The 19,597-nt window shown below is 42.8% G+C and carries 23 protein-coding genes and 1 other RNA gene; 16 read left to right on the forward strand and 8 right to left on the reverse strand.

Features of this window, described 5'->3' with window-relative positions:
- Positions 1-3: 3 nt before the first annotated feature.
- Complete coding sequence (locus tag H7F27_RS09895; protein WP_185848883.1) at positions 4-2,748, reverse strand: PBP1A family penicillin-binding protein; 2,745 nt, start codon at positions 2,746-2,748, stop codon at positions 4-6.
- 21 nt (positions 2,749-2,769) lie between these two features.
- Positions 2,770-3,390 (reverse strand): Holliday junction resolvase RecU, encoded by a 621-nt coding sequence (gene recU / locus H7F27_RS09900; protein ID WP_095713165.1) that lies wholly within the window; start codon positions 3,388-3,390, stop codon positions 2,770-2,772.
- Between the two features lie 40 nt (positions 3,391-3,430).
- On the opposite strand from recU, the gene H7F27_RS09905 reads away from it, so the two are divergent.
- Positions 3,431-4,393, forward strand: coding sequence for a DUF2515 domain-containing protein (locus tag H7F27_RS09905; RefSeq protein WP_095713164.1), 963 nt, complete (start codon positions 3,431-3,433; stop codon positions 4,391-4,393).
- A gap of 25 nt (positions 4,394-4,418) precedes the next feature.
- On the opposite strand, the gene sspM is transcribed toward H7F27_RS09905, so the two are convergent.
- Positions 4,419-4,523, reverse strand: a complete 105-nt coding sequence (gene sspM / locus H7F27_RS09910) for an acid-soluble spore protein SspM (RefSeq protein WP_010334703.1) — start codon at positions 4,521-4,523, stop codon at positions 4,419-4,421.
- A 197-nt stretch (positions 4,524-4,720) separates the two neighbouring features.
- Here sspM and H7F27_RS09915 point away from each other — a divergent pair, with 197 nt between their 5' ends.
- Entirely contained in the window at positions 4,721-4,966 is a 246-nt protein-coding gene (locus H7F27_RS09915) for a DUF5446 family protein (protein WP_095713163.1), read from the forward strand.
- 45 nt (positions 4,967-5,011) lie between these two features.
- Positions 5,012-5,383, forward strand: a complete 372-nt coding sequence (locus H7F27_RS09920; protein ID WP_185848884.1) for a YppE family protein — start codon at positions 5,012-5,014, stop codon at positions 5,381-5,383.
- A gap of 34 nt (positions 5,384-5,417) precedes the next feature.
- Here H7F27_RS09920 and H7F27_RS09925 read toward each other — a convergent pair whose 3' ends face one another.
- Complete coding sequence (locus H7F27_RS09925) at positions 5,418-5,606, reverse strand: YppF family protein (protein ID WP_185848885.1); 189 nt, start codon at positions 5,604-5,606, stop codon at positions 5,418-5,420.
- Between the two features lie 187 nt (positions 5,607-5,793).
- Between H7F27_RS09925 and H7F27_RS09930 the strand changes: the two genes are divergently transcribed.
- Positions 5,794-6,168: a YppG family protein gene (locus tag H7F27_RS09930; protein ID WP_024121828.1), complete on the forward strand. Its 375-nt coding sequence runs from the start codon at positions 5,794-5,796 to the stop codon at positions 6,166-6,168.
- Positions 6,169-6,189: 21 nt separating this feature from the next.
- Here H7F27_RS09930 and H7F27_RS09935 read toward each other — a convergent pair whose 3' ends face one another.
- The gene (locus H7F27_RS09935; RefSeq protein WP_185848886.1) at positions 6,190-6,609 is read right to left on the reverse strand and encodes an Hsp20/alpha crystallin family protein; all 420 of its coding nucleotides are present in this window, start codon (positions 6,607-6,609) and stop codon (positions 6,190-6,192) included.
- Positions 6,610-6,745: 136 nt separating this feature from the next.
- Here H7F27_RS09935 and H7F27_RS09940 point away from each other — a divergent pair, with 136 nt between their 5' ends.
- The 9 genes from H7F27_RS09940 (at position 6,746) to H7F27_RS09980 (ending at position 14,118) form a co-directional block, all read left to right on the forward strand.
- Positions 6,746-7,252, forward strand: coding sequence for a PTS sugar transporter subunit IIA (locus tag H7F27_RS09940; RefSeq protein ID WP_044155315.1), 507 nt, complete (start codon positions 6,746-6,748; stop codon positions 7,250-7,252).
- Positions 7,253-7,356: 104 nt separating this feature from the next.
- Positions 7,357-9,606 carry an ATP-dependent helicase MrfA gene (gene mrfA / locus H7F27_RS09945; protein WP_185848887.1) on the forward strand — a complete coding sequence of 750 codons (2,250 nt, stop codon included), beginning with the start codon at positions 7,357-7,359 and terminating at the stop codon, positions 9,604-9,606.
- 16 nt (positions 9,607-9,622) lie between these two features.
- Positions 9,623-10,864 carry a ribonuclease H-like domain-containing protein gene (locus H7F27_RS09950; protein ID WP_185848888.1) on the forward strand — a complete coding sequence of 414 codons (1,242 nt, stop codon included), beginning with the start codon at positions 9,623-9,625 and terminating at the stop codon, positions 10,862-10,864.
- A 100-nt stretch (positions 10,865-10,964) separates the two neighbouring features.
- Positions 10,965-11,093 carry a hypothetical protein gene (locus H7F27_RS09955; RefSeq protein ID WP_003230707.1) on the forward strand — a complete coding sequence of 43 codons (129 nt, stop codon included), beginning with the start codon at positions 10,965-10,967 and terminating at the stop codon, positions 11,091-11,093.
- An 84-nt stretch (positions 11,094-11,177) separates the two neighbouring features.
- Complete coding sequence (gene cotD / locus H7F27_RS09960; RefSeq protein ID WP_081638329.1) at positions 11,178-11,405, forward strand: spore coat protein CotD; 228 nt, start codon at positions 11,178-11,180, stop codon at positions 11,403-11,405.
- An 89-nt stretch (positions 11,406-11,494) separates the two neighbouring features.
- Entirely contained in the window at positions 11,495-12,040 is a 546-nt protein-coding gene (locus H7F27_RS09965) for an SLOG family protein (protein ID WP_024121823.1), read from the forward strand.
- A gap of 78 nt (positions 12,041-12,118) precedes the next feature.
- On the forward strand, positions 12,119-12,415 hold the full coding sequence (gpsB, locus tag H7F27_RS09970) for a cell division regulator GpsB (protein ID WP_010334692.1): 297 nt from the start codon (positions 12,119-12,121) through the stop codon (positions 12,413-12,415).
- 66 nt (positions 12,416-12,481) lie between these two features.
- An RNA gene (gene rnpB / locus H7F27_RS09975) (RNase P RNA component class B) lies at positions 12,482-12,863 on the forward strand.
- Positions 12,864-12,960: 97 nt separating this feature from the next.
- Positions 12,961-14,118, forward strand: a complete 1,158-nt coding sequence (locus H7F27_RS09980) for a THUMP domain-containing class I SAM-dependent RNA methyltransferase (RefSeq protein ID WP_095713153.1) — start codon at positions 12,961-12,963, stop codon at positions 14,116-14,118.
- A 52-nt stretch (positions 14,119-14,170) separates the two neighbouring features.
- Here the strand turns inward: H7F27_RS09980 and H7F27_RS09985 are convergent, their stop codons facing one another.
- The gene (locus H7F27_RS09985; RefSeq protein ID WP_003153548.1) at positions 14,171-14,323 is read right to left on the reverse strand and encodes a YpzG family protein; all 153 of its coding nucleotides are present in this window, start codon (positions 14,321-14,323) and stop codon (positions 14,171-14,173) included.
- Positions 14,324-14,484: 161 nt separating this feature from the next.
- On the opposite strand from H7F27_RS09985, the gene H7F27_RS09990 reads away from it, so the two are divergent.
- Together H7F27_RS09990 and H7F27_RS09995 are read left to right on the forward strand one after the other, a co-directional pair.
- Entirely contained in the window at positions 14,485-14,679 is a 195-nt protein-coding gene (locus H7F27_RS09990; RefSeq protein ID WP_024121821.1) for a hypothetical protein, read from the forward strand.
- Between the two features lie 102 nt (positions 14,680-14,781).
- On the forward strand, positions 14,782-16,707 hold the full coding sequence (locus H7F27_RS09995; protein WP_185848889.1) for an ATP-dependent DNA helicase: 1,926 nt from the start codon (positions 14,782-14,784) through the stop codon (positions 16,705-16,707).
- A 45-nt stretch (positions 16,708-16,752) separates the two neighbouring features.
- Here the strand turns inward: H7F27_RS09995 and kduD are convergent, their stop codons facing one another.
- Positions 16,753-17,517: a 2-dehydro-3-deoxy-D-gluconate 5-dehydrogenase KduD gene (gene kduD / locus H7F27_RS10000; RefSeq protein ID WP_024121819.1), complete on the reverse strand. Its 765-nt coding sequence runs from the start codon at positions 17,515-17,517 to the stop codon at positions 16,753-16,755.
- Position 17,518: 1 nt separating this feature from the next.
- Entirely contained in the window at positions 17,519-18,346 is an 828-nt protein-coding gene (gene kduI / locus H7F27_RS10005; RefSeq protein ID WP_101860386.1) for a 5-dehydro-4-deoxy-D-glucuronate isomerase, read from the reverse strand.
- A 221-nt stretch (positions 18,347-18,567) separates the two neighbouring features.
- On the opposite strand from kduI, the gene H7F27_RS10010 reads away from it, so the two are divergent.
- On the forward strand, positions 18,568-19,587 hold the full coding sequence (locus H7F27_RS10010; protein WP_185848890.1) for a LacI family DNA-binding transcriptional regulator: 1,020 nt from the start codon (positions 18,568-18,570) through the stop codon (positions 19,585-19,587).
- Positions 19,588-19,597 lie beyond the last annotated feature (10 nt).

Consider the following 19,597-nt stretch of genomic DNA (forward strand, 5'->3'; position numbering starts at 1 on the left):
TCTTTAATTCGTTTTTTCAGTTGATGATGAATTCGTTTGTGTATTGTCAGATGTATTTGTTTTGTTTTTATCTGTATTAGATCCTGATGAATCATCCGTTGAGTCACCATCTGACGCGTCCTCTTCTTTGCGGCCGTTGTTATTGCTGCTGTTATCGTTAGATTGGTCTTGGTTGCTGTTGTCGGACGGATTGGTGTTCGTGTTGTCTTGTTTTTTGTCTTGATCGTTTGTTGAATCATCTGTCTGATCTTGATCTGTCTGACTGTCATCTGTTTGAGAATCATCAGTTTGTGTGTCATCCTGAGTCTTCTCATCATCTTGATTTTCATCATCCGTTTGCTGCTGGTCTTCTTTATCTTCATCCTCTTCGGCTTTTGGCACTTCATAGGATGTCGACGCTGAACTTTTGCCATCATCACTGACGGCTGTCACTTCGAATTTGTATACAGAGCCTGGCTGCACGCCCGAAATGACTGCTTCTTTTGCAGAGCTGTTTTGAACTTCAGAGTAGCTGCCGCCATCAACAGATTGCTTAACAGCAAAGGTCGCATCTCCGTCGTACTTCCAGCTTAATGTCAATGATTGATTATCTTTATCATATTTCACATTTAAACCAGACAGTTTTGCTGTTTCTTCTTTCTCTTCTTTCTCATATGTTTTAGAAACAGTAGAAGGAGATGTACCTTTTACAAAGTACTCTGTGACCTTTTTATCGCTTGGCGTATTCGGCCCTGCCAGTTTTGCCGGATTAGAGCCTTTTTCCACAGTCGCTTCCACTACGCTATCAGGTTTCTCAAATGATCCGCTTCCGTCATCGACATCGGCAATGAGCTGGGCGAAGATGCGTTTTGCAACTTTTTGCTCTTCTGCTGAAAGAGATTTCTTTCCAGCTTCGTTTTCTCCCATACCTGTCCAGACGGCTGCTGTATATTGCGGTGTGTAGCCGACAAACCAAGAATCTCGGGCACCGTCGCTTGCGATATTGTACCTTTGGATTTCACTTTCTTCAAAGTTGGTCGTCCCTGTTTTTCCTGCTACTTCCACACCGGGTACTTGTGCAAGCTGTCCAGTACCTGTCTTAACAGCTGTTTTCAGCATATCTGTAATCATAAACGCAGTATAATCGCTCATTGCTGACTTTGATTTTGGTGTTAAGTCAAGCTTCGTGCCATCGTTAAATTCAATAGACTTTACAAAATGCGGTTCATTATATGTTCCGTTATTTCCGAAGGCGCTGTATGCTCCTGCCATCGTCAGTGAAGAGACACCAACATTGCCTTTTCCGAATCCACCGATAGAATACGATTCATATACTTTATCTTTATCTAATCCTAGTCCCAATCCGTTAGCAAAGTCTACAGCAGCATCTCTACCCACTGCTTGGTATGCTTTTAAAGCAGGAATGTTCCGAGATTGCGCAAGTGCTTCACGCATAGACATTAGTTCTTTATATTTGTGGTCAAAGTTACGGATCGGTGTTCCATCAGAATACGTATAAGCTGAGTCATCAATTTGTTCGTATGTGGACCATTTTTTATTTTCAATAACTGGACCGTAGTCGAGAATAGGCTTAATGGTAGACCCAGGCTGTCGCTGAGCTTGGGTCGCGTAATTGTAGCCACCAACCGTAGAATTTCTTCCCGCACCAATCGCGCGGACTTCTCCGGTTTTTGTATCGAGAAGCGTTACACCGCCCTGCATGCCTTCAGTAAATCCGACAGTGTCTCCGTCCATTAATTCATCAAGTTTGTCTTGTGCTTTTGTATCTAATGTCGTATAAATCTTTAATCCGTCAGTACCTGGATTGACATCAGATTTTTCTTCAATTTCTTTCATGACTTCTTCAACAAACGCACTGTATTTATTTGAATTTGTTTTTTCATATTCTTTCTGTGATACAACGCCTTCATCTTTCACTGCCACTTTTTTCGCTTTGTTATATTGAGAATCAGAAATGAATCCTTGTTTTTTCATGAGACTGAGTACGATGTTCCGTCTTTTTTCCGCTTTATCCGGGTTTTTAACGGGATTGTACGCCGTTGGGCTTTGCGGCATACCCGCAAGTGTCGCAGCCTGTTCCACAGTCAATTTGCTTAAATCTGTGACGCCGAAAAATTCTTCCGCCGCTTTTCCGATTCCGTATGCTCTAGGAGAAAAATAAATCCGGTTTAAATACATTTCTAAAATTTCATCTTTAGAGTAATTGCGTTCAAGCTGAATCGATAGCCAAACTTCCTGCACCTTCCGTTTCAGCGTCTTTTGATGAGAAAGAAGGGAGTTCTTGACGACTTGCTGTGTGATCGTACTTCCGCCTTCAGCCCCGAAGCCATCTGTAAAGTTGGCGACTAAGGCGCCTCCGATACGGACAGGATCAATCCCGTGGTGCTCATAAAAACGGGCATCCTCTGTCGCAATAAAGGCTTCTTTTACAACATCGGGAATTTCATCTATCGAGACATAGGACCGCTTTTCGGAGCCGTATTCAGCGATTTCTTTTCCGTTTTTATCATAAATTGTCGATGAATAAGGCGTCTTCAATTTGTTTTCGTCCAGTGATGGCGCATCAGAAACCATGACGGCAAATGTTACAGCACCGCCGACTACGCCTAAAACAAACAGAATGAGTAAAGTGAATAGCGTCTTTTTAAACAATCCGCCTTTTTTTCGTTTCTTGCCTTTTTTCGGTGAAGGGCTCGACTTGCTGTTCGCTTTACGTCGAGCTTCACGACTCGTAAATTGATCTGACATAACATCTCAACCTTTCGTTAATCAACCTTTCGCACTTGATGATGGCGAAAAATAAAGCTGCTCAATAATACTAATATAATCAATTCTTGGCGCGTATCCAAGAGAAATCGGATAAGCTGCTTCCTCTAACTCATCTTTTCGAATGGATTTTCTGCCGTTTTTTTCTTTTCTTTCCCAGAAATAAAACAGCCTATCGGCTTCTAAAAAATAAACCTGGCCGAAAGCGGATATAATAACAAAACAAATACCGTCTTGAGCCTTTACCTGCTTCATATGCTCAATTTGATGGTCATGGAAATTCTGCAGGGGGAAAGAGGTTTTGTTTTTTGTCTCTTTCGCCTCAAAGTCAATGTACCGCCCTTTATAAATTCCGTTATAATCTGTTGTCGATGATTGTTTAAAATAGGCTTCTTTTATGACTGCAGCGCTTCTTTTTGGATAATGGACATTTACAATTTGAACAGGTGTCGGCTTTTTGTGTATCACGGCAATTTGGTTTGTCAGATAATACTTATTCGTTTCGTTTAAGTCATCTTCGAGGGTCATTCCGCGATTACTGTAAGATGGCGCTCTTTTATGACTGTTTTGGGATGAAACCGGATGTTTCGGCTGAAACGTTTTTCCGTTAGGATACCGAATCACTTTCTCATCCTCCTTATTAAACTATTAGTGACGGAAGTGAATGAACGTGCAAGAACAACAGGCCATCAGAAAGCTTCTTCGCCGGATTGAGCGGCAGACGGCAGTCGAAAACGCCGATAATATTTCAAGAACGAATGCTTACAAAGCATTCTATGACCGCCATCCAGAAATTAAATGGTCACTCTTAGCTTCCTTCGTTTCACGCAATGCCGGCTGGTCAATGACTGATTTAAAGGGCAGTCTGTTTCAGCTTGGTCTGCGTGAGTCACAGCAAAGGTGGTTCTTTTTGGCCTACGAGAGAGCGAATTGGCTCATCTTTTCAGATGCCTATCCGCAGCTTCTTTTGTACCACTGGTCTGTAAAAACCGGGAAGCCCCTGTTCAACTATCTGCAATTGTTTGGCGTATCACAATTTATGACAGAAGAGTGGACCCGTTTTTGGCATGAACGAAACACGGAGCGGCTCATGTATGCTCTCATTATAAATGAACAAAACACTATCCAAACACCTATTATACAAAATCCTTCGTTCAAAAAGAACGTTTTTGGCACGATTCCTTTTTATTTAAGTGACTGGTTTCATTTCAACACCGTTATTTTTCCTTCTTCAGACGGCATTCTCTACGGTATTTCGGCCAAGCGTTTTTCTAAAACCGAAGAAAGGATAAGGCTTGGAAAACAGCTGTCACAATTGCTGTTCAGTCCGGAACTGTTTTCTTCTTTTTATGACTTTTTGCACACAGTGCCGCATACAGGCTCCCGTTTTGATATGGAAAAAATGATCGGAATCACAAAAAGGACATCTCCTATGCTAAGGACATGCTACCCTGAATTAACTCACTCATTAGACGGAAAGAAAACAGATTGGTTTCATGGAAAGATAAAGAAAGGCCTCTTTGCACGGGAGGCATTGCCGCGGCAGATAGAATTGACCGACTGGTATGTAAATAAAAAACGTCAGCTGCATGCGCTCTTTGCGGTGGAGCATTGGCTGAAGAAATAAAAGAAGCAAGGAATTTCCTTGCTTCTTACGTAGAAGGACGGTTCGGGCCGCCTAGTTTTTTATCTAAAGAATCAACTGCTTTTGATTCCGTCTTTTTTTGCTGGCCGGCTTTTTTCGGTCTGGATTTCATACGGCACCTCCTCACAAGTATCGTGTGCATTAAGCGTGAGGATCATACAATTTTTGCGTGTCTTTTTGTCGAAAACTTCAGCTTTTCGTGGAATACCTGTTTGTTTGGCGATTTGCTTCTAGTTTTGTCATGCGGAAGGATTGCGCCGTGCGAGCAAAGAATTTAACCGGGAGAGAAGAGTAAAGGGAGGAACACAAATGTCCGGTTACGTAAGCAAGACAGATATTCTCCGAATGCTTTCTGATATAGAAACTGAAATAAACTGTGCTGAACAGAGCCTTAGCCGTTCTATAGATGTATTCGAGGCTGAAATGCGTGAAACGGAGGACGAACGTTTGAGTGTTCTGGAAGAAGAAATCATGGATCTTCATATATGTATAAACGAACTGTACCGATCCCCTCAAGAGAGGTATGCTGTGGACAAGGTATACCGTATCGGCTGAATTTATGAGCAAAATTTGGTACGATAAGCTTTGAGGTGAAGGATGTTGCAACCACAAACATTGCTGAAAGTTACCGAGCAGATGATTGAAGCCGCTGAAACAGGTGCTGCACGATATCAGGAAGGGAAAGAAAATAACCATTCGTACGATTTTTTTGAGACGATAAAGCCTGCTGTGCAGGAGAATGATGCCCTGGCAGCTCACTGGGCGGAAGGGACGCTTGAATTTATAAAGGCTCGCCGCCCGAAATATGTGCATGCTGAGCAAATAGAGACCGCAAAAGATAATTTCCTGGAATTGATTCTTCAGTCATATGTTCATCACATTCATAAAAAGCGATTCAAAGACATCACTGAATCAGTCATTTACACATTGCAGACAGTGAGGGATGAAATTGCAAGTGAAGACAGCCAATAAGGCTGTCTTCATTTTTATTATAGGGGGCCGGACATTAATTCAGCTCATATGCCGGGCTTTCTGCTCCATTTGCTTCCAGAACCTTCAGACTGTTACGAAATTCAGTTGCGTTGAAGTGTCCTTGAATATAGAGGAACTTGGCAAAGTCCATCAGTTTATTCACACAGTCTGTTTCATATTTCTTCATTTCTGCAAAACGTTTGCTTAAGTATGATACGTTCATTATGGTGCATCCCCTCTCATCTGTATTGAAAATATGGTATCATAATGATTCGACTTTTTTCTGTTTTTAAAAAATTTAAACTTTCGACACAATTTGACAAACACGCTTGATGGCATCAGACACAAACAAAAGAAATGATTCATACATATATAGGAGAGAAACTGTTGAGTCTAGGGGGGAAATCGCAATGAAAAGGAGACCTCAAAACGATCCTCGGCAATTGGGTTATTATTACCCTCAGCAAGTGCAGGGATATTATCAGCAGAATGCGCCTGTTCATTCTGAACAGTACGTTCCGCAGCATTACGGACAACAGGAGTTTTATCAGCCGTATATTCCGCCTCAGTCTATGCCTATGCAGCCGCCGGTATTTCCTAATCCTTATCCTATTCCGAGACCGAATCAGCAGCAGCCTTCACAGGTTCAAAGTATTATGTCACAATTCAAAAAAGCGAACGGGCAGTTTGACTTTAATAAAATGATGGATACGACAGGCCAAGTCATGAGTGCCATGAATCAAGTCGGCTCATTAATAAAGGGATTTACCAGCTTTTTCAAATAACAGAAGCATGAATGAATCAAATCATTCATGCTTATTTGTTGGGAAGAAAAGCGTCATTGTCTGCTCACTCCATGACGTTACCATTTCTTCCTGGTGTACCTCATAAGGCAGCTGTACGGTTCTTGTCATGCTTGTTAATGTGGAGGCGTTTTGCTCCTTCTGTTTTTCCTGAAGCGTTACATGGAGGTACCGGGACTTAATGTCGATGAGAATCTCGCCGTCTCGAAACGTTGCTGGAATTGTGATATCGACATACAGCCCGTCATCACTTTTTCTGACGTCTATCGTTGTCTGTACATCTTTGAAACTAGAATCGATCAAGTTTTGGAAACCATGTAAAAGATTTCCTAATGCAGAAGACTGAAACAGATGGTCCATTGCTTGATTGATGATCTCTTCTTTCTTAGACAATTCATTCTTTTTGTCATCTTTACATTCCAAATGAGCCACCGCCTTTTTTTATCAGACTATGCGTTTGTGCCGGATGTTGTTATAAATTGAAGCGAAATTGAAAGTGTGGTTAAATAGGTGGTGAATGAAGGGATAACGGTTGATGAATTGGAAGGGAGATAACACATTGCTGAAAAAATTATTCGGAATGGGAAAATCAGAGGAAAAAATTACGGAAGAGGTCATCTATTCTCCGGCAGACGGGACGGTAATGGATCTGACAGATGTGCCGGATCCTGTTTTTTCACAAAAAATGATGGGCGAAGGAATTGCAGTTGAACCCTCTAATGGTGAAATTGTTTCACCTGCTGAAGGTGAAGTGATTCAGCTGTTTCATACAAAACACGCCGTGGGCATCCGGACACGTTCGGGAATCGAGCTGTTAATTCACGTCGGATTAGAAACCGTAAATATGAATGGAGAAGGATTTACCGCTCATATTAAAGAAGGTGACAAAGTAAAGGTCGGCGACCCGCTCATCACGTGTGATTTGGAGTTAATAAAAGAAAAAGCGAGCAGCACAGTCATCCCAATCGTCATTATGAATGGGGAAGCAGTGGAAACAATAGAGCCTGCAGGCGAAAAGGCTGCACACAAAGGCGAAACAAAGCTGCTCACAATAAGAGCGAAATAAGCAGGGCGGATGCCTTGCTTTTTTGTTGTCCGATTGTATAAAATTTGCACCTAGCCATGCAAACAAATATTCGGTAAACTGTACTTGATAAAGAGGTGTAAAGAATGAAAAAGAAATCACTGACTGAACTCATTTCTGAATTGAAAGGAAATGAAAACGTTGTGAACTGGCATGAAATTGAGCCTCGTGAAGCAAGGACAAGGCCGATGCCTGAACGTATAGATGAGAGACTCAAAACAGCCCTTTCCAAAAGGGGAATTGATGCCTTATATACCCACCAATATGCCGCTTTTCAATATGTGCAAAAAGGTGAAAGCATTGTAACTGTAACGCCTACGGCATCCGGGAAGACATTATGCTACAACCTGCCTGTCCTGCAATCTATCGCTGAGGACGATACAAACCGGGCGTTATATTTATTTCCTACTAAAGCGCTGGCTCAGGATCAAAAAAGTGAACTCAATGAAATCATTGATGAGATGGGCATTGATATTAAAAGTTTTACATATGACGGAGATACATCTCCAGCGATCAGACAAAAAGTCAGAAAAGCAGGGCACATTGTGATTACAAACCCTGATATGCTCCACTCGGCCATTCTTCCGCATCATACAAAATGGGTGAGTCTGTTTGAAAACCTTAAATATATTGTGATAGACGAGCTGCACACGTATCGCGGTGTATTCGGAAGCCATGTGGCAAATGTAATCCGCCGGCTGAAACGGATCTGCCGGTTTTATGGAAGTGACCCGATCTTTATTTGTACCTCGGCAACGATCGCGAATCCGAAGGAATTGGGAGAGCAGCTGACCGGAAACTCAATGAGGCTGGTCGATGACAACGGTGCGCCAAGCGGACGGAAGCACTTTGTATTTTATAATCCTCCAATTGTTAATCAGCCGCTTAACATCAGAAAAAGCGCAACAGTAGAAGTAAACGAGCTGGCGAAAGAGTTCCTGAAGAACAAAGTGCAGACCATTGTTTTTGCCAGAAGCAGAGTCCGGGTGGAAATTATTTTAAGCCATATTCAAGAGCTTGTGAAAAAAGAGATCGGGACAAAGTCAATCAGAGGCTATCGGGGAGGCTATCTTCCGAAAGAGCGGAGAGAAATCGAAAGAGGACTGCGAGATGGCCAAATTCTTGGGGTTGTCAGCACAAATGCGCTGGAGCTCGGGGTTGATATCGGTCAGCTGCAGGTCTGTATCATGACCGGTTATCCCGGAAGTGTGGCAAGTGCATGGCAGCAGGCGGGACGAGCCGGCAGAAGGCACGGTGAGTCTTTGATTATCATGGTCGCCAATTCAACACCGATTGACCAATATATTGTGCGCCATCCTGAATACTTCTTTAACCGTTCGCCGGAATCGGCAAGAATCAACCCAGAGAATCTAATTATTTTAGTTGATCACTTAAAATGCGCTTCTTATGAACTTCCTTTTAAAGCCGATGAAGAGTTTGGGCCGCTGGACGTCAGTGATATTCTCGAGTACCTTCAGGAAGAAGGTGTCCTGCACCGCAATGGGGAACGTTATCATTGGGCAAACGAATCGTTTCCTGCTTCCAATATCAGTCTGCGTTCGGCTTCACAAGAAAATGTGGTCATTGTCGATCAAACGGATATTGCGAATGTGAGAATCATCGGTGAAATGGATCGGTTTAGTGCGATGACGCTTCTTCATGATGAAGCGATTTATTTGCATGAAGGCGTGCAATTCCAAGTGGAAAAGCTTGATTGGGATCATAAAAAGGCTTATGTCAGAAGAGTTGATGTGGAATATTACACGGATGCCAATCTGGCAGTCCAGCTGAAGGTGCTGGAGATTGACAAAACAAAAGAGAGGAGCCGTACATCCCTACATTACGGCGATGTTACGGTAAATGCATTGCCCACTATTTTTAAAAAGATTAAGATGACTACTTTTGAAAATATCGGATCAGGCCCTATCCATTTACCGGAAGAAGAACTCCACACGAGTGCGGCTTGGCTTGAAATCAAAACAATTGATGAAGACATTGGAGAAAAGACACTCGAACAGCTGCTTCTCGGCATATCGAATGTTTTGCAGCATATTGTCCCTGTGTATATTATGTGTGACCGAAATGATGTCCATGTCGTTTCACAAATCAAAGCTGCCCATACCGGTTTGCCAACGGTATTTTTGTATGACCATTATCCGGGCGGAATCGGCTTGGCAGAGGAAGTCTTTACACGGTTTGCTGACATTAATGAAGCGGCTAAGCGGCTGATAAAACAATGTCCTTGTCATGATGGCTGTCCGTCTTGTATAGGTACTGAAATAGAAGGAATAAAAGCCAAGGAACGAATTTTGCAGCTGTTGGACCAAATGTCATAAGGAAAGGAGGTTAGGCATGTCGTTAAAAGGAAAACTCCAGCGTATGAAAAAGCATATGGTGCTGGAGGAAGCAGAACACAAGATAGAAGAGAATGGGACCTCAGACATTCGCTCTGATATACCGTTTCTTAAAGAGTGGGAGGCTTATGGCGTGAAGCCTTTCTTCTTTGAGGATGAATACTGTCTGATCAGGAAAGTAGAATATCCGCTCTCCCATCGGCACGGACATTACTGTTTTTCCGAGCTTGATGAAGTCATCGCGTTATGGAATAAAAGCAGCCTGTCGCATACACTATCTGCAAAAGGATATGAAAACAACAGCCTCTTTTTCTTTGATACAGAAACAACAGGTCTTGGCGGTGGAGCCGGCAATACGATTTTTTTGCTCGGCCATGCAAGGGTATATAAAGATCGAGTGGTAATCAAACAGCATCTTCTGCCCAAACCGGGGAATGAAGTCGCCTTGTATCAGAGCTTTTTAAGCGAGGTTGATATTACATCACTTGTTACCTACAACGGAAAAGCTTTTGATTGGCCGCAGGTAAAAACAAGGCATACACTGATTCGTGACAGAGTTCCGAAGCTCCCGGAATTCGGGCATTTTGACCTCTTGCATGGAGCAAGGCGTTTGTGGAAGCACAAAATGGAACGCGTGTCGCTTGGCTCAGTTGAAAAAGAAGAGCTCGGCGTACGCAGAAAAGAAGACACCCCGGGCTATTTGGCACCGATGCTGTACTTTCATTTTATTAAGGCACAGGAACCGGATCTTTTAAAGGGTGTGCTGCACCATAACGAGATGGATGTGCTGTCGTTAATTTCACTGTACATTCATATGTCAAAGAAAATTCTTTCCGCTTCTGATATGCCAAAAGAGCATGATGAAGCTTACGCAATGGCGAAATGGTTTATGGCCCATAAGGAAACAGGCCAAGCAGTCAATCAGCTTGAAAGACTTAAAGAAAAGTCATTTGAAAATAAAGACAGAGCCCTTTTAGATTTATCAATGCTGTACAAAAAACAAAACCGCCTAGAAGATGCAGTCCCGCTTTGGGAGAAACTATTCCATTCTCAGCACCAGAAATGCAGGTACACTTCAGCGATAGAGCTTGCGAAATATTTTGAGCATAAGAAAAAGGAATTCGGGAAAGCTTTACATACAGCTGAACAATTACTTGCCGATGAGGCATCCTTATCAGAAAAAGAAACGGAAAATCTGCACGTGAGAATTGCCCGTCTGAAGAGGAAATATTCCTCTTAAATATTCCCCGGGAAAGCGCAAAAGACGACTTCTTTCGCCATGAAATTTTTTTGCTGGATTCACATCGATTTTGTTGTAGAATACCGGCGAATCCTGTAAAATGACGTTAGTTATTTTTAAAGGGAGAGTTGGTATGTATAAGGGTGTTTTTTATTTGTTCTTCGTCGTTGTGTTTTTGATTGCTTTCGTATTTTCAAACTTTAAAGACAGCTTAATTGCACACTTTTAAAATAGGTCTTTGCATCAGAACATGTACCCTCTATTTTTCATAGCTTAGTATTGTAATAAAGTTTATGGAAAGGGGATTTAAATCATGCATCACTGCAGACCGCACATGATGGCGCCGATTGTCCATCCTACTCATTGCTGTGAACACCATACGTTTTCAAAAACAATCGTGCCGCACATTCACCCACAGCACACAACAAACGTAAATCACCAGCATTTCCAGCACGTTCACTACTTTCCACACACTTTCTCAAATGTTGATCCGGCTACGCATCAGCATTTTCAAGCAGGAAGACCTTGTTGCGATTACTAGTATGGAAACGTGCAGCTTGATGGTGTAAACCAACGCAGCACATAAAATGGGGCCCAATGGGAGCCCCATTTTTTAAAGCAGGTGAAAAGATGAAAGTATTAGCAATAACAGGATATAAACCGTTTGAACTCGGGATATTTAAACAGGATGACAAGGCGCTGTATTACATAAAAAAAGCCATTAAGAACCGGCTGATTGCTTTTTTGGATGAAGGATTAGAATGGATTTTAATTTCAGGGCAGCTTGGAACGGAACTCTGGTCGGCCGAAGTTGCATATGATTTGCAAGAAGAATACCCTGACTTAAAGGTTGCTGTCATCACACCATTTTACGAGCAGGAAAAGAACTGGAAAGAGCCGAATAAGGAACTGTATGAAGCTGTTCTGGCCCAGGCGGACTACGAGGAAAGCCTGACTCATCGTCCGTATGAAAGCCCGCTTCAGTTTAAACAAAAAAATCAGTTCTTCATTGATAAGTCTGACGCGCTTATGCTTTTATATGACTCTGAAATGGCAGGTTCCCCAAAGTATATGCTTGAGACAGCTGAAAAAAGACGCGAACAGGATGGCTATCCGATCTACTTTATCACAATGGATGATCTGAGAGTGACAGTAGAGGAAGACAGCTTCTCATAACAAAGAAAGAGAAATTTGACAATCGTCCAGATTTCTGAAAAAATATAAGATGATGATTCACGATACGAGGTGAAAAAGATGCTTGCTGATAAAGTAAAGCTTTCTGCGAAAGACATTTTGGAAAAAGAATTTAAAACAGGCGTTAGAGGTTACAAACAAGAAGACGTTGACAAATTTTTAGATATGATCATTAAGGATTATGAAACCTTCCATCAAGAAATTGAAGAACTGCAGCAGGAAAATTTGCAGCTGAAAAAACAGCTTGAAGAAGCCAGCAAAAAACAGCCAGTGCAATCAAACACCACGAACTTTGATATCTTAAAACGGCTGTCTAACTTAGAAAAGCATGTTTTTGGCAGCAAGCTTTATGATTGATCTGCGCTTGTAAAAAATGGCGCTTGTAAATGACAATCAGTTGTTATATAATAATTCATGTTCTTAACGTTCGGGTAATCGCTGCAGATCTTGAATCTGTAGAGGAAAGTCCATGCTCGCACGGTGCTGAGATGCCCGTAGTGTTCGTGCCTAGCGAAGTCATAAGCTAGGGCAGCCTTGATAGGCTGACGGCAGGAAAAAAGCCTACGTCCTTTGGATATGGCTGAGTATCCTTGAAAGTGCCACAGTGACGAAGTCTCACTAGAAATGGTGAGAGTGGAACGCGGTAAACCCCTCGAGCGAGAAACCCAAATTTTGGTAGGGGAACCTTCTTGACGGAATTCAACGGAGAGAAGGACAGAATGCTTTCTGTAGATAGATGATTGCCGCCTGAGTACGAGGTGATGAGCCGATTGCAGTACGATGGAACAAAACATGGCTTACAGAACGTTAGACCATTAAATTAAATGATGAAATCAAGCTCTCCCGTATAAGGAGAGCTTTTATCTTGATGAGAGAAAAGTTTTAAAAGACAGGGTGATACGATGAAGAAGTATACACTAATTGCAACAGCGCCAATGGGCATTGAAGCTGTAGTTGCAAAAGAAGTTCGTGACTTAGGATATGAATGCAAGGTTGATAACGGAAAAGTTATCTTCGAAGGGGATGCGCTTGCGATTTGCCGTGCGAATCTTTGGCTGAGAACGGCGGACCGTGTAAAAGTTCAAGTTGCTACATTTAAAGCAAAAACATTTGATGAGCTGTTTGAAAAAACGAAAGCGGTTAACTGGCGTTCATTTATACCGGAGAACGGGAAATTCCCTGTCATCGGTAAATCCGTTAAATCAACACTTGCAAGCGTTCCCGATTGTCAGCGGATCGTCAAAAAAGCGATTGTTGAAAAGCTGAAGCTGCAGTCCGGCAAAGCCAATGACTGGATCGAAGAAACAGGCGCCGAATATAAGGTGGAAATTTCTTTATTGAAAGATCAGGCGGTTATTACACTTGATACGTCAGGGACAGGCCTCCACAAACGGGGATACCGCGTGGATCAGGGAGGAGCGCCCATTAAAGAAACGCTTGCTGCCGCTTTGGTGCAATTAACAAATTGGACTCCGGACCGTCCATTTGTCGATCCTTTTTGCGGTTCCGGAACGATCGCGATTGAAGCCGCATTAATCGGCCAAAATATCGCCCCGGGATTTAACCGCGATTTTGTCTCAGAGGATTGGGAGTGGATCGGTAAAGATCTGTGGGACAAAGCACGTCTTGAAGTCGAAGAAAAGGCAAACTATGATCAGCCGCTTACGATTTTCGCCAGTGACGTAGATCACCGCATGGTGCAAATCGCAAAAGAAAATGCAGAGGAAGCGGGACTGAGCGAATTAATCGAATTTAAACAAATGCAGGTAAAGGACTTCACTACAAAACATGAGTTTGGCGTGATTGTCGGAAACCCGCCGTACGGAGAACGTCTCGGCGAGAAAAAAGCCGTTGAGCAGATGTACAAAGAAATGGGACAGGCGTTCGAACCGCTTGATACGTGGTCTGTGTATATGCTGACTTCAAATGAAAATTTTGAGGAAGCATATGGAAGAAAAGCAACGAAGAAACGAAAGCTCTTTAATGGATTTATTAAGACGGATTACTATCAGTACTGGTCTAAAGTAAGACCTCAGCGTAATAAAACGGAACACGCATAAAAAGAAGACGCTCTGGATGCGTCTTCTTTCATCTTTCAGCCATATTCTATCGTTACCAACGGTGCGCTTTCGCGTTACTTCTTAATATAATGTTGGTTTGGGACATTTCGGTGTGACCGTTTACTTGAGACTTAGAACGTTTAGGCCGCGTCCAATTGTGATGAAACAGTTCAGAATGCTGATCTAATCGGTCTTTATAACTCATGTCAACATCACTCCCTGATAGAATATTGTTGATAAGACGGATAGTCCATGACGGAGTATCGGATGTAGTTTGTGCACATTTCAGTGATAACATGCGGAAAGCATGTATATAAAATGAAAAGTTCGCATACAATGATGATTATTTCAATTAGAGGTGATCTCATGCTGAACAGCGAACATTTTAATCTCATTCAAAGGGCGCTTGACGCAACCGCAAACGAGCTGAAGGAGCTCAGAGCTGATGATGCGTCTCCGTCTGTGATTTCACATGCGCAAAATAATTTAGAAAAAGCGGTGGAACATATTCATTCAACAGACCATCCTTTTTTATCCTCGCATGTGATCAACCGAAAGTAAGTCACAAAAAGCTTGGCACTGCCAAGTTTTTTTATTGTATTCAGCGGCGGGAAATGATAATATTGATGGTCTGAATGCCGAATAGTTGGGGGTTGGAACTGGGTGACAACATCACGTTTGCCTTTTTCTTTAACAAAAACAAAGAATTTTTATGAAGAATTGAACAATTGGATTGGTGACGTGTTTTACGATATTCTTCCCGAAAAAGGGTTTGATCTTCGAGATGAGCAAGTGTTCATGGCTTTTCAGCTGGAACGGGCGTTTAAAGAGAAAAAAGTCATGTTTGCCGAAGCCGGAGTAGGAACGGGGAAAACACTTGTTTACCTTCTTTTTGCGATCAGTTATGCAAGATATGTCGGAAAACCCGCTATTATCGCTTGTGCTGATGAAACGCTAATCGAACAGCTCGTGAAAAAAGAGGGAGACATTTCGAAGCTGGCTGAACATTTGGATCTTAAGATTGACACAAGGCTATCGAAATCACATGAGCAGTATCTATGCTTGAAAAAGCTTGAAAAAACAATGCAGCGATCTGATGATGAAAAGTGGCTTGATCTTTATGAAGCTTTACCGTCATTTGTCCATGAGTCACAGGCCATGCAGCGGTTTTATCCATATGGTGACCGAAAGCAGTACGCTAACCTTTCGAATGAAGAATGGTCGCAAGTAAGCTACGACTCGTTTCAAGATTGCCTGACATGTGATATGAGACATAGATGCGGCTTGACGCTATCAAGAGATTATTATCGCAAGTCAACAGACTTGATCATTTGTTCTCATGATTTCTATATGGAACATGTATGGACGGAAGAATCGCGCAAACGGGAGGGACAGCTGCCGCTCTTGCCTGATCATAGTGCGGTTGTATTTGATGAAGGGCATCTGTTAGAGTTTGCTGCGCAAAAAGCATTAACCTACAGAGTCAAGCAATCAACTCTTGAATTATTTTTAGAACGTTTGCTTCAAAATGACATTAGAGAAGAATTTGCTGAATTGATAGAAGACGCACTTGCTGCAAACGACGAGTTTTTCTATGTTCTTTCTGAAGAATCAAGAGAAGTTGCCGGGTCGCACCGTTTGGAAATAAAGAATGATCAGCGTGTCAAAAAGGCGGCGGACGAGCTGTGCCGTTTGCTTGATAAAATTGGTGAAGCACTCGTATTTGAGTCAGAAATGTACACCATTGATCAATACGAGCTGTCAGTCGTAGAGGAATACGTTGAGCAAATGGCGTATTCATTATCTTTATATCAAAAGGATGCGATCAGCTGGCTGGAGCAAAAGGAAGCGGAATCCACTTTTGTCGTGATGCCGAGAACAGTAGCAGAAGTGCTTGGCGAGAAAGTGTTTTTAAAGAAAATTCCGTATATCTTTTCTTCTGCAACGCTGTCAGAAGGCGGTTCGTTTGACTATATTGCGGACAGTCTGGGGATTCACGATTACTTATCGTTAACGGTTGATTCTCCTTATGATTATGACGAACAAATGACCGTTACCCTTTATGGGAAAACAGAAATGAGCGCAGAACAAAAAACAGCTCAAACAATAGAGACAATTAAGCACTATAAAGGCAGAACGCTGGTGCTCTTCCCGTCTTTTGAGGAATTAAACGAGTTTAAGGAGCTCGCAGCTGCTTGGGAGCTGCCGTATCCGATTTATTTTGAAGGCGACGAAGAAATCAGCAGCTTAGTAGAAAAATTCCAAGGGGAAGAGGAAACGGTTTTATGTTCAGTTCACCTATGGGAAGGGCTTGATATTCCTGGTGACGCATTGAAGAATGTCACGATCTGGTCATTGCCGTTTCCGCCTCATGACCCTGTATTTACGGCAAAACGCAACAGTGCGAGAAAAGACCCGTTTGAAGAGGTTGACCTTCCGTATATGCTGTTGCGAGTGCGGCAGGGGATTGGCCGTCTGATTCGCTCAAATCAAGACAGCGGCTCGATTCATATTTATGCGGGCGGAGAAAATGAACGCATCATTGATGAAGTGAAAAAGGTCTTACCTGTTGAACCGCATATGATGTAATCACGAAAAAGCTGATGATCCATGATCATCAGCTTTTTCATTTTGTCAGCGGGCAAGCCAGCCGCCGTCTACTGCTAAAATATGTCCATTGACATAATCAGAAGCGCGAGATGCCAGAAAAACAGCCGTCCCGCCGATATCATCAGCTTTGCCCCAGCGTCCGGCAGGAATCCTTTTTAAAATGTCTTCATTTCGCTTTTTATCATCCCGGATAGGCTGTGTATTGGCAGTTGATATATAGCCAGGCGCTATCGCGTTAACTTGTACGCCGGATGCGGCCCACTCATTTGCAAACGATTTTGTTAAACCAGCAACGGCATGTTTGCTTGCTGTATAGGCTGGAACAAGAATGCCGCCTTGAAAAGAGAGGAGAGAGGCAATATTGATAACCTTCCCATGACCTCTTTTCAGCATGTGTCTGCCCGCTAGCTGGGTCAGGATAAATAAGCTGTTTAGGTTCACATTCAGCACGTTATGCCAGTTCTCTTCAGCGAAAGTGTCCGCTTTTTCCCGGTGAATAATCCCGGCGTTATTGACAAGGATATCGATTTGCTGTGTTTCAAACAGTTCAGCCGCTGTATCCTTTATTGCATCAGGCTTACTCATATCCAATGTAAAGGTAGTGAATGTGCGGCCTTCTTGTTCCACAAGCTGCTGTGTTTCAGAGAGGCTGCTTTTATGTGATGTGCCGATAATATCAGCACCGGCGCCTGCCAGCGCTTTGGCGATTCCTTGGCCGATTCCCGTACCCGGCCCTGTCACCAGTGCCGTTTTTCCTTCTAATGAAAATGCCTCTTGCAGATAACTCATCTTATTTCAGCCCATCCATCGGCACAAGATCCATGTCCGTAAATGTGTAGTTTTCACCAGCCATCGCCCATACAAAACTGTAGTTAGTTGTTCCTGCGCCAGAATGAATGGACCAGGCAGGAGAAAGGACAGCCTGCTCGTTTCCGACGACAAGGTGGCGTGTTTCATCCGGCTGACCCATGAAGTGAAAAACCTTCGAATCCTTCTCAAGATCAAGGTAGAGATAAGCCTCCATCCGGCGATCATGAACGTGTGCCGGCATGGTGTTCCAGTTATTGTTTTCGTCTAGCATCGTGATCCCCATCATCAGCTGACAGCTTTGAATGCCATCTTGATGAATGACTTTGTACAAGCTTCTTACATTTGATGCTGCTGCGTCACCGAGCCGGTCCGGTTTCAGTTCAGAAAGAGCGGCTTTTTGCGTCGGATAGCTTTGATGCGCGCCCGAGGAGACGAAGTAAAACTTTGCTGTTTCTCCGTTTAGGCTTTTAAATGCTACATCCCGATTGCCCATCCCGATATATAGAAAATCCTTTGTTTGAAGCACATATTCATCATCGCCAACTTTAACCGCACCAGGCTGGCCGACGTTAATAATACCGATTTCACGCCGTTCCAGAAAAAAGTCCGTTTTAAGAAAGTCTCCGGCATCAAGCTTCAGTTCGCTCTGTCCGGGTGCTGCACCGCCGATCACAACGCGGTCTTCATGGGAGTAATACATGGTCAGCTTATTTTCCGTAAATAACGTATCCATTAAAAAATGACTGCGAAGCTCCTCGGTTGTAAAGCGTTTTACTTGTTCAGGGTGTACAGAGTAACGATTTTCCATTGGATTTCCCCCTTGGTTAGGATTTCAGCATCATGAATGAAAATATTTTGGTAACGGTTTCAAAGAAAATTTTAGGATAAATAGAGAAAAGAGTCAACGGGAATTTTGTGAATAAGTACATTATTAAAAAAATACTTTTCAATTTTAAAAAATATGGTATTCTTGTGTTGTAACGGTTTTGAAATCGGTTTCAAATTATAAGACGATACAGGAGCACTTGAATGAAAAAGAAAACAACAGGCCATATCACCATCAAAGACGTAGCTGAATTTGCAGGAGTATCAAAATCAACTGTTTCTCGTTATATTAACGGGAAAATTGACGCGATTTCTCCTGAAAAGGTAAAAAACATAAAAAAGGCAATCACTGAATTGAATTATCGGCCGAGTAAAATGGCACAAGGTTTGAAAATAAAAAAAAGCAAATTAATCGGATTTGTTGTTGCCGACATTACAAATCCCTTTTCAGTCGCAGCATTTAGGGGAGTTGAAGAGGTTTGTGATCAATATGGCTACAGCATAATGGTGTGCAACACTGATAACAGTCCTGAAAAAGAACGGGAAATGCTGCTAAAGCTCGAAGCACACTCTGTAGAAGGGCTGATTTTGAATGCAACCGGGGAAAACAAGGATATTTTATATTCCTTTGCCGAACAGCAGGTGCCGACAGTATTAATTGACCGCAAATTGCCGGATCTGAAACTGGATACCGTAACGACTGACAACAGAAGGATAACTGAAGAGATCCTTCAGCAGATTTACAAAAAAGGGTACACAGATGTCGCGCTGTTTACCGAACCGATTGCATCCATCAGCCCCCGGGCGGAAAGAGCGGCTGTTTATCAGGAGATTGCTGCGGTGCGAAATGTGAATGGACTCAGGCGAATGTATGAAATTGACGTCAAAGACAAAGAGCAGCTTGAGAAGGCGCTGCGTTCTTTTATGAATGAGATGCCTGAGCAAAAAAAAGCGATTCTTGCTTTAAATGGGTTGATTATGCTGAAAATTATTAGCTGTATGGAAGAAATAGGGCTGCGCATTCCCGAAGATACGGGGATTGCCGGATTCGATGATACGGAATGGTATAAACTCATCGGCCCGGGCATTACAACAATCGCCCAGCCGTCACATGATATGGGCAAGACGGCGATGGAACGCGTATTAAAAAGGATTGAAGGTGACGAGGGAGCGCCTCAAACTATCGAATTAGAGGCAAAAGTCATCATGAGAAAGTCACTTTAATCCAAGGTGC

This window comes from Bacillus sp. PAMC26543 (assembly GCF_014250375.1).
GTDB classification, from domain to species: Bacteria; Bacillota; Bacilli; order Bacillales; family Bacillaceae; genus Bacillus; species Bacillus halotolerans.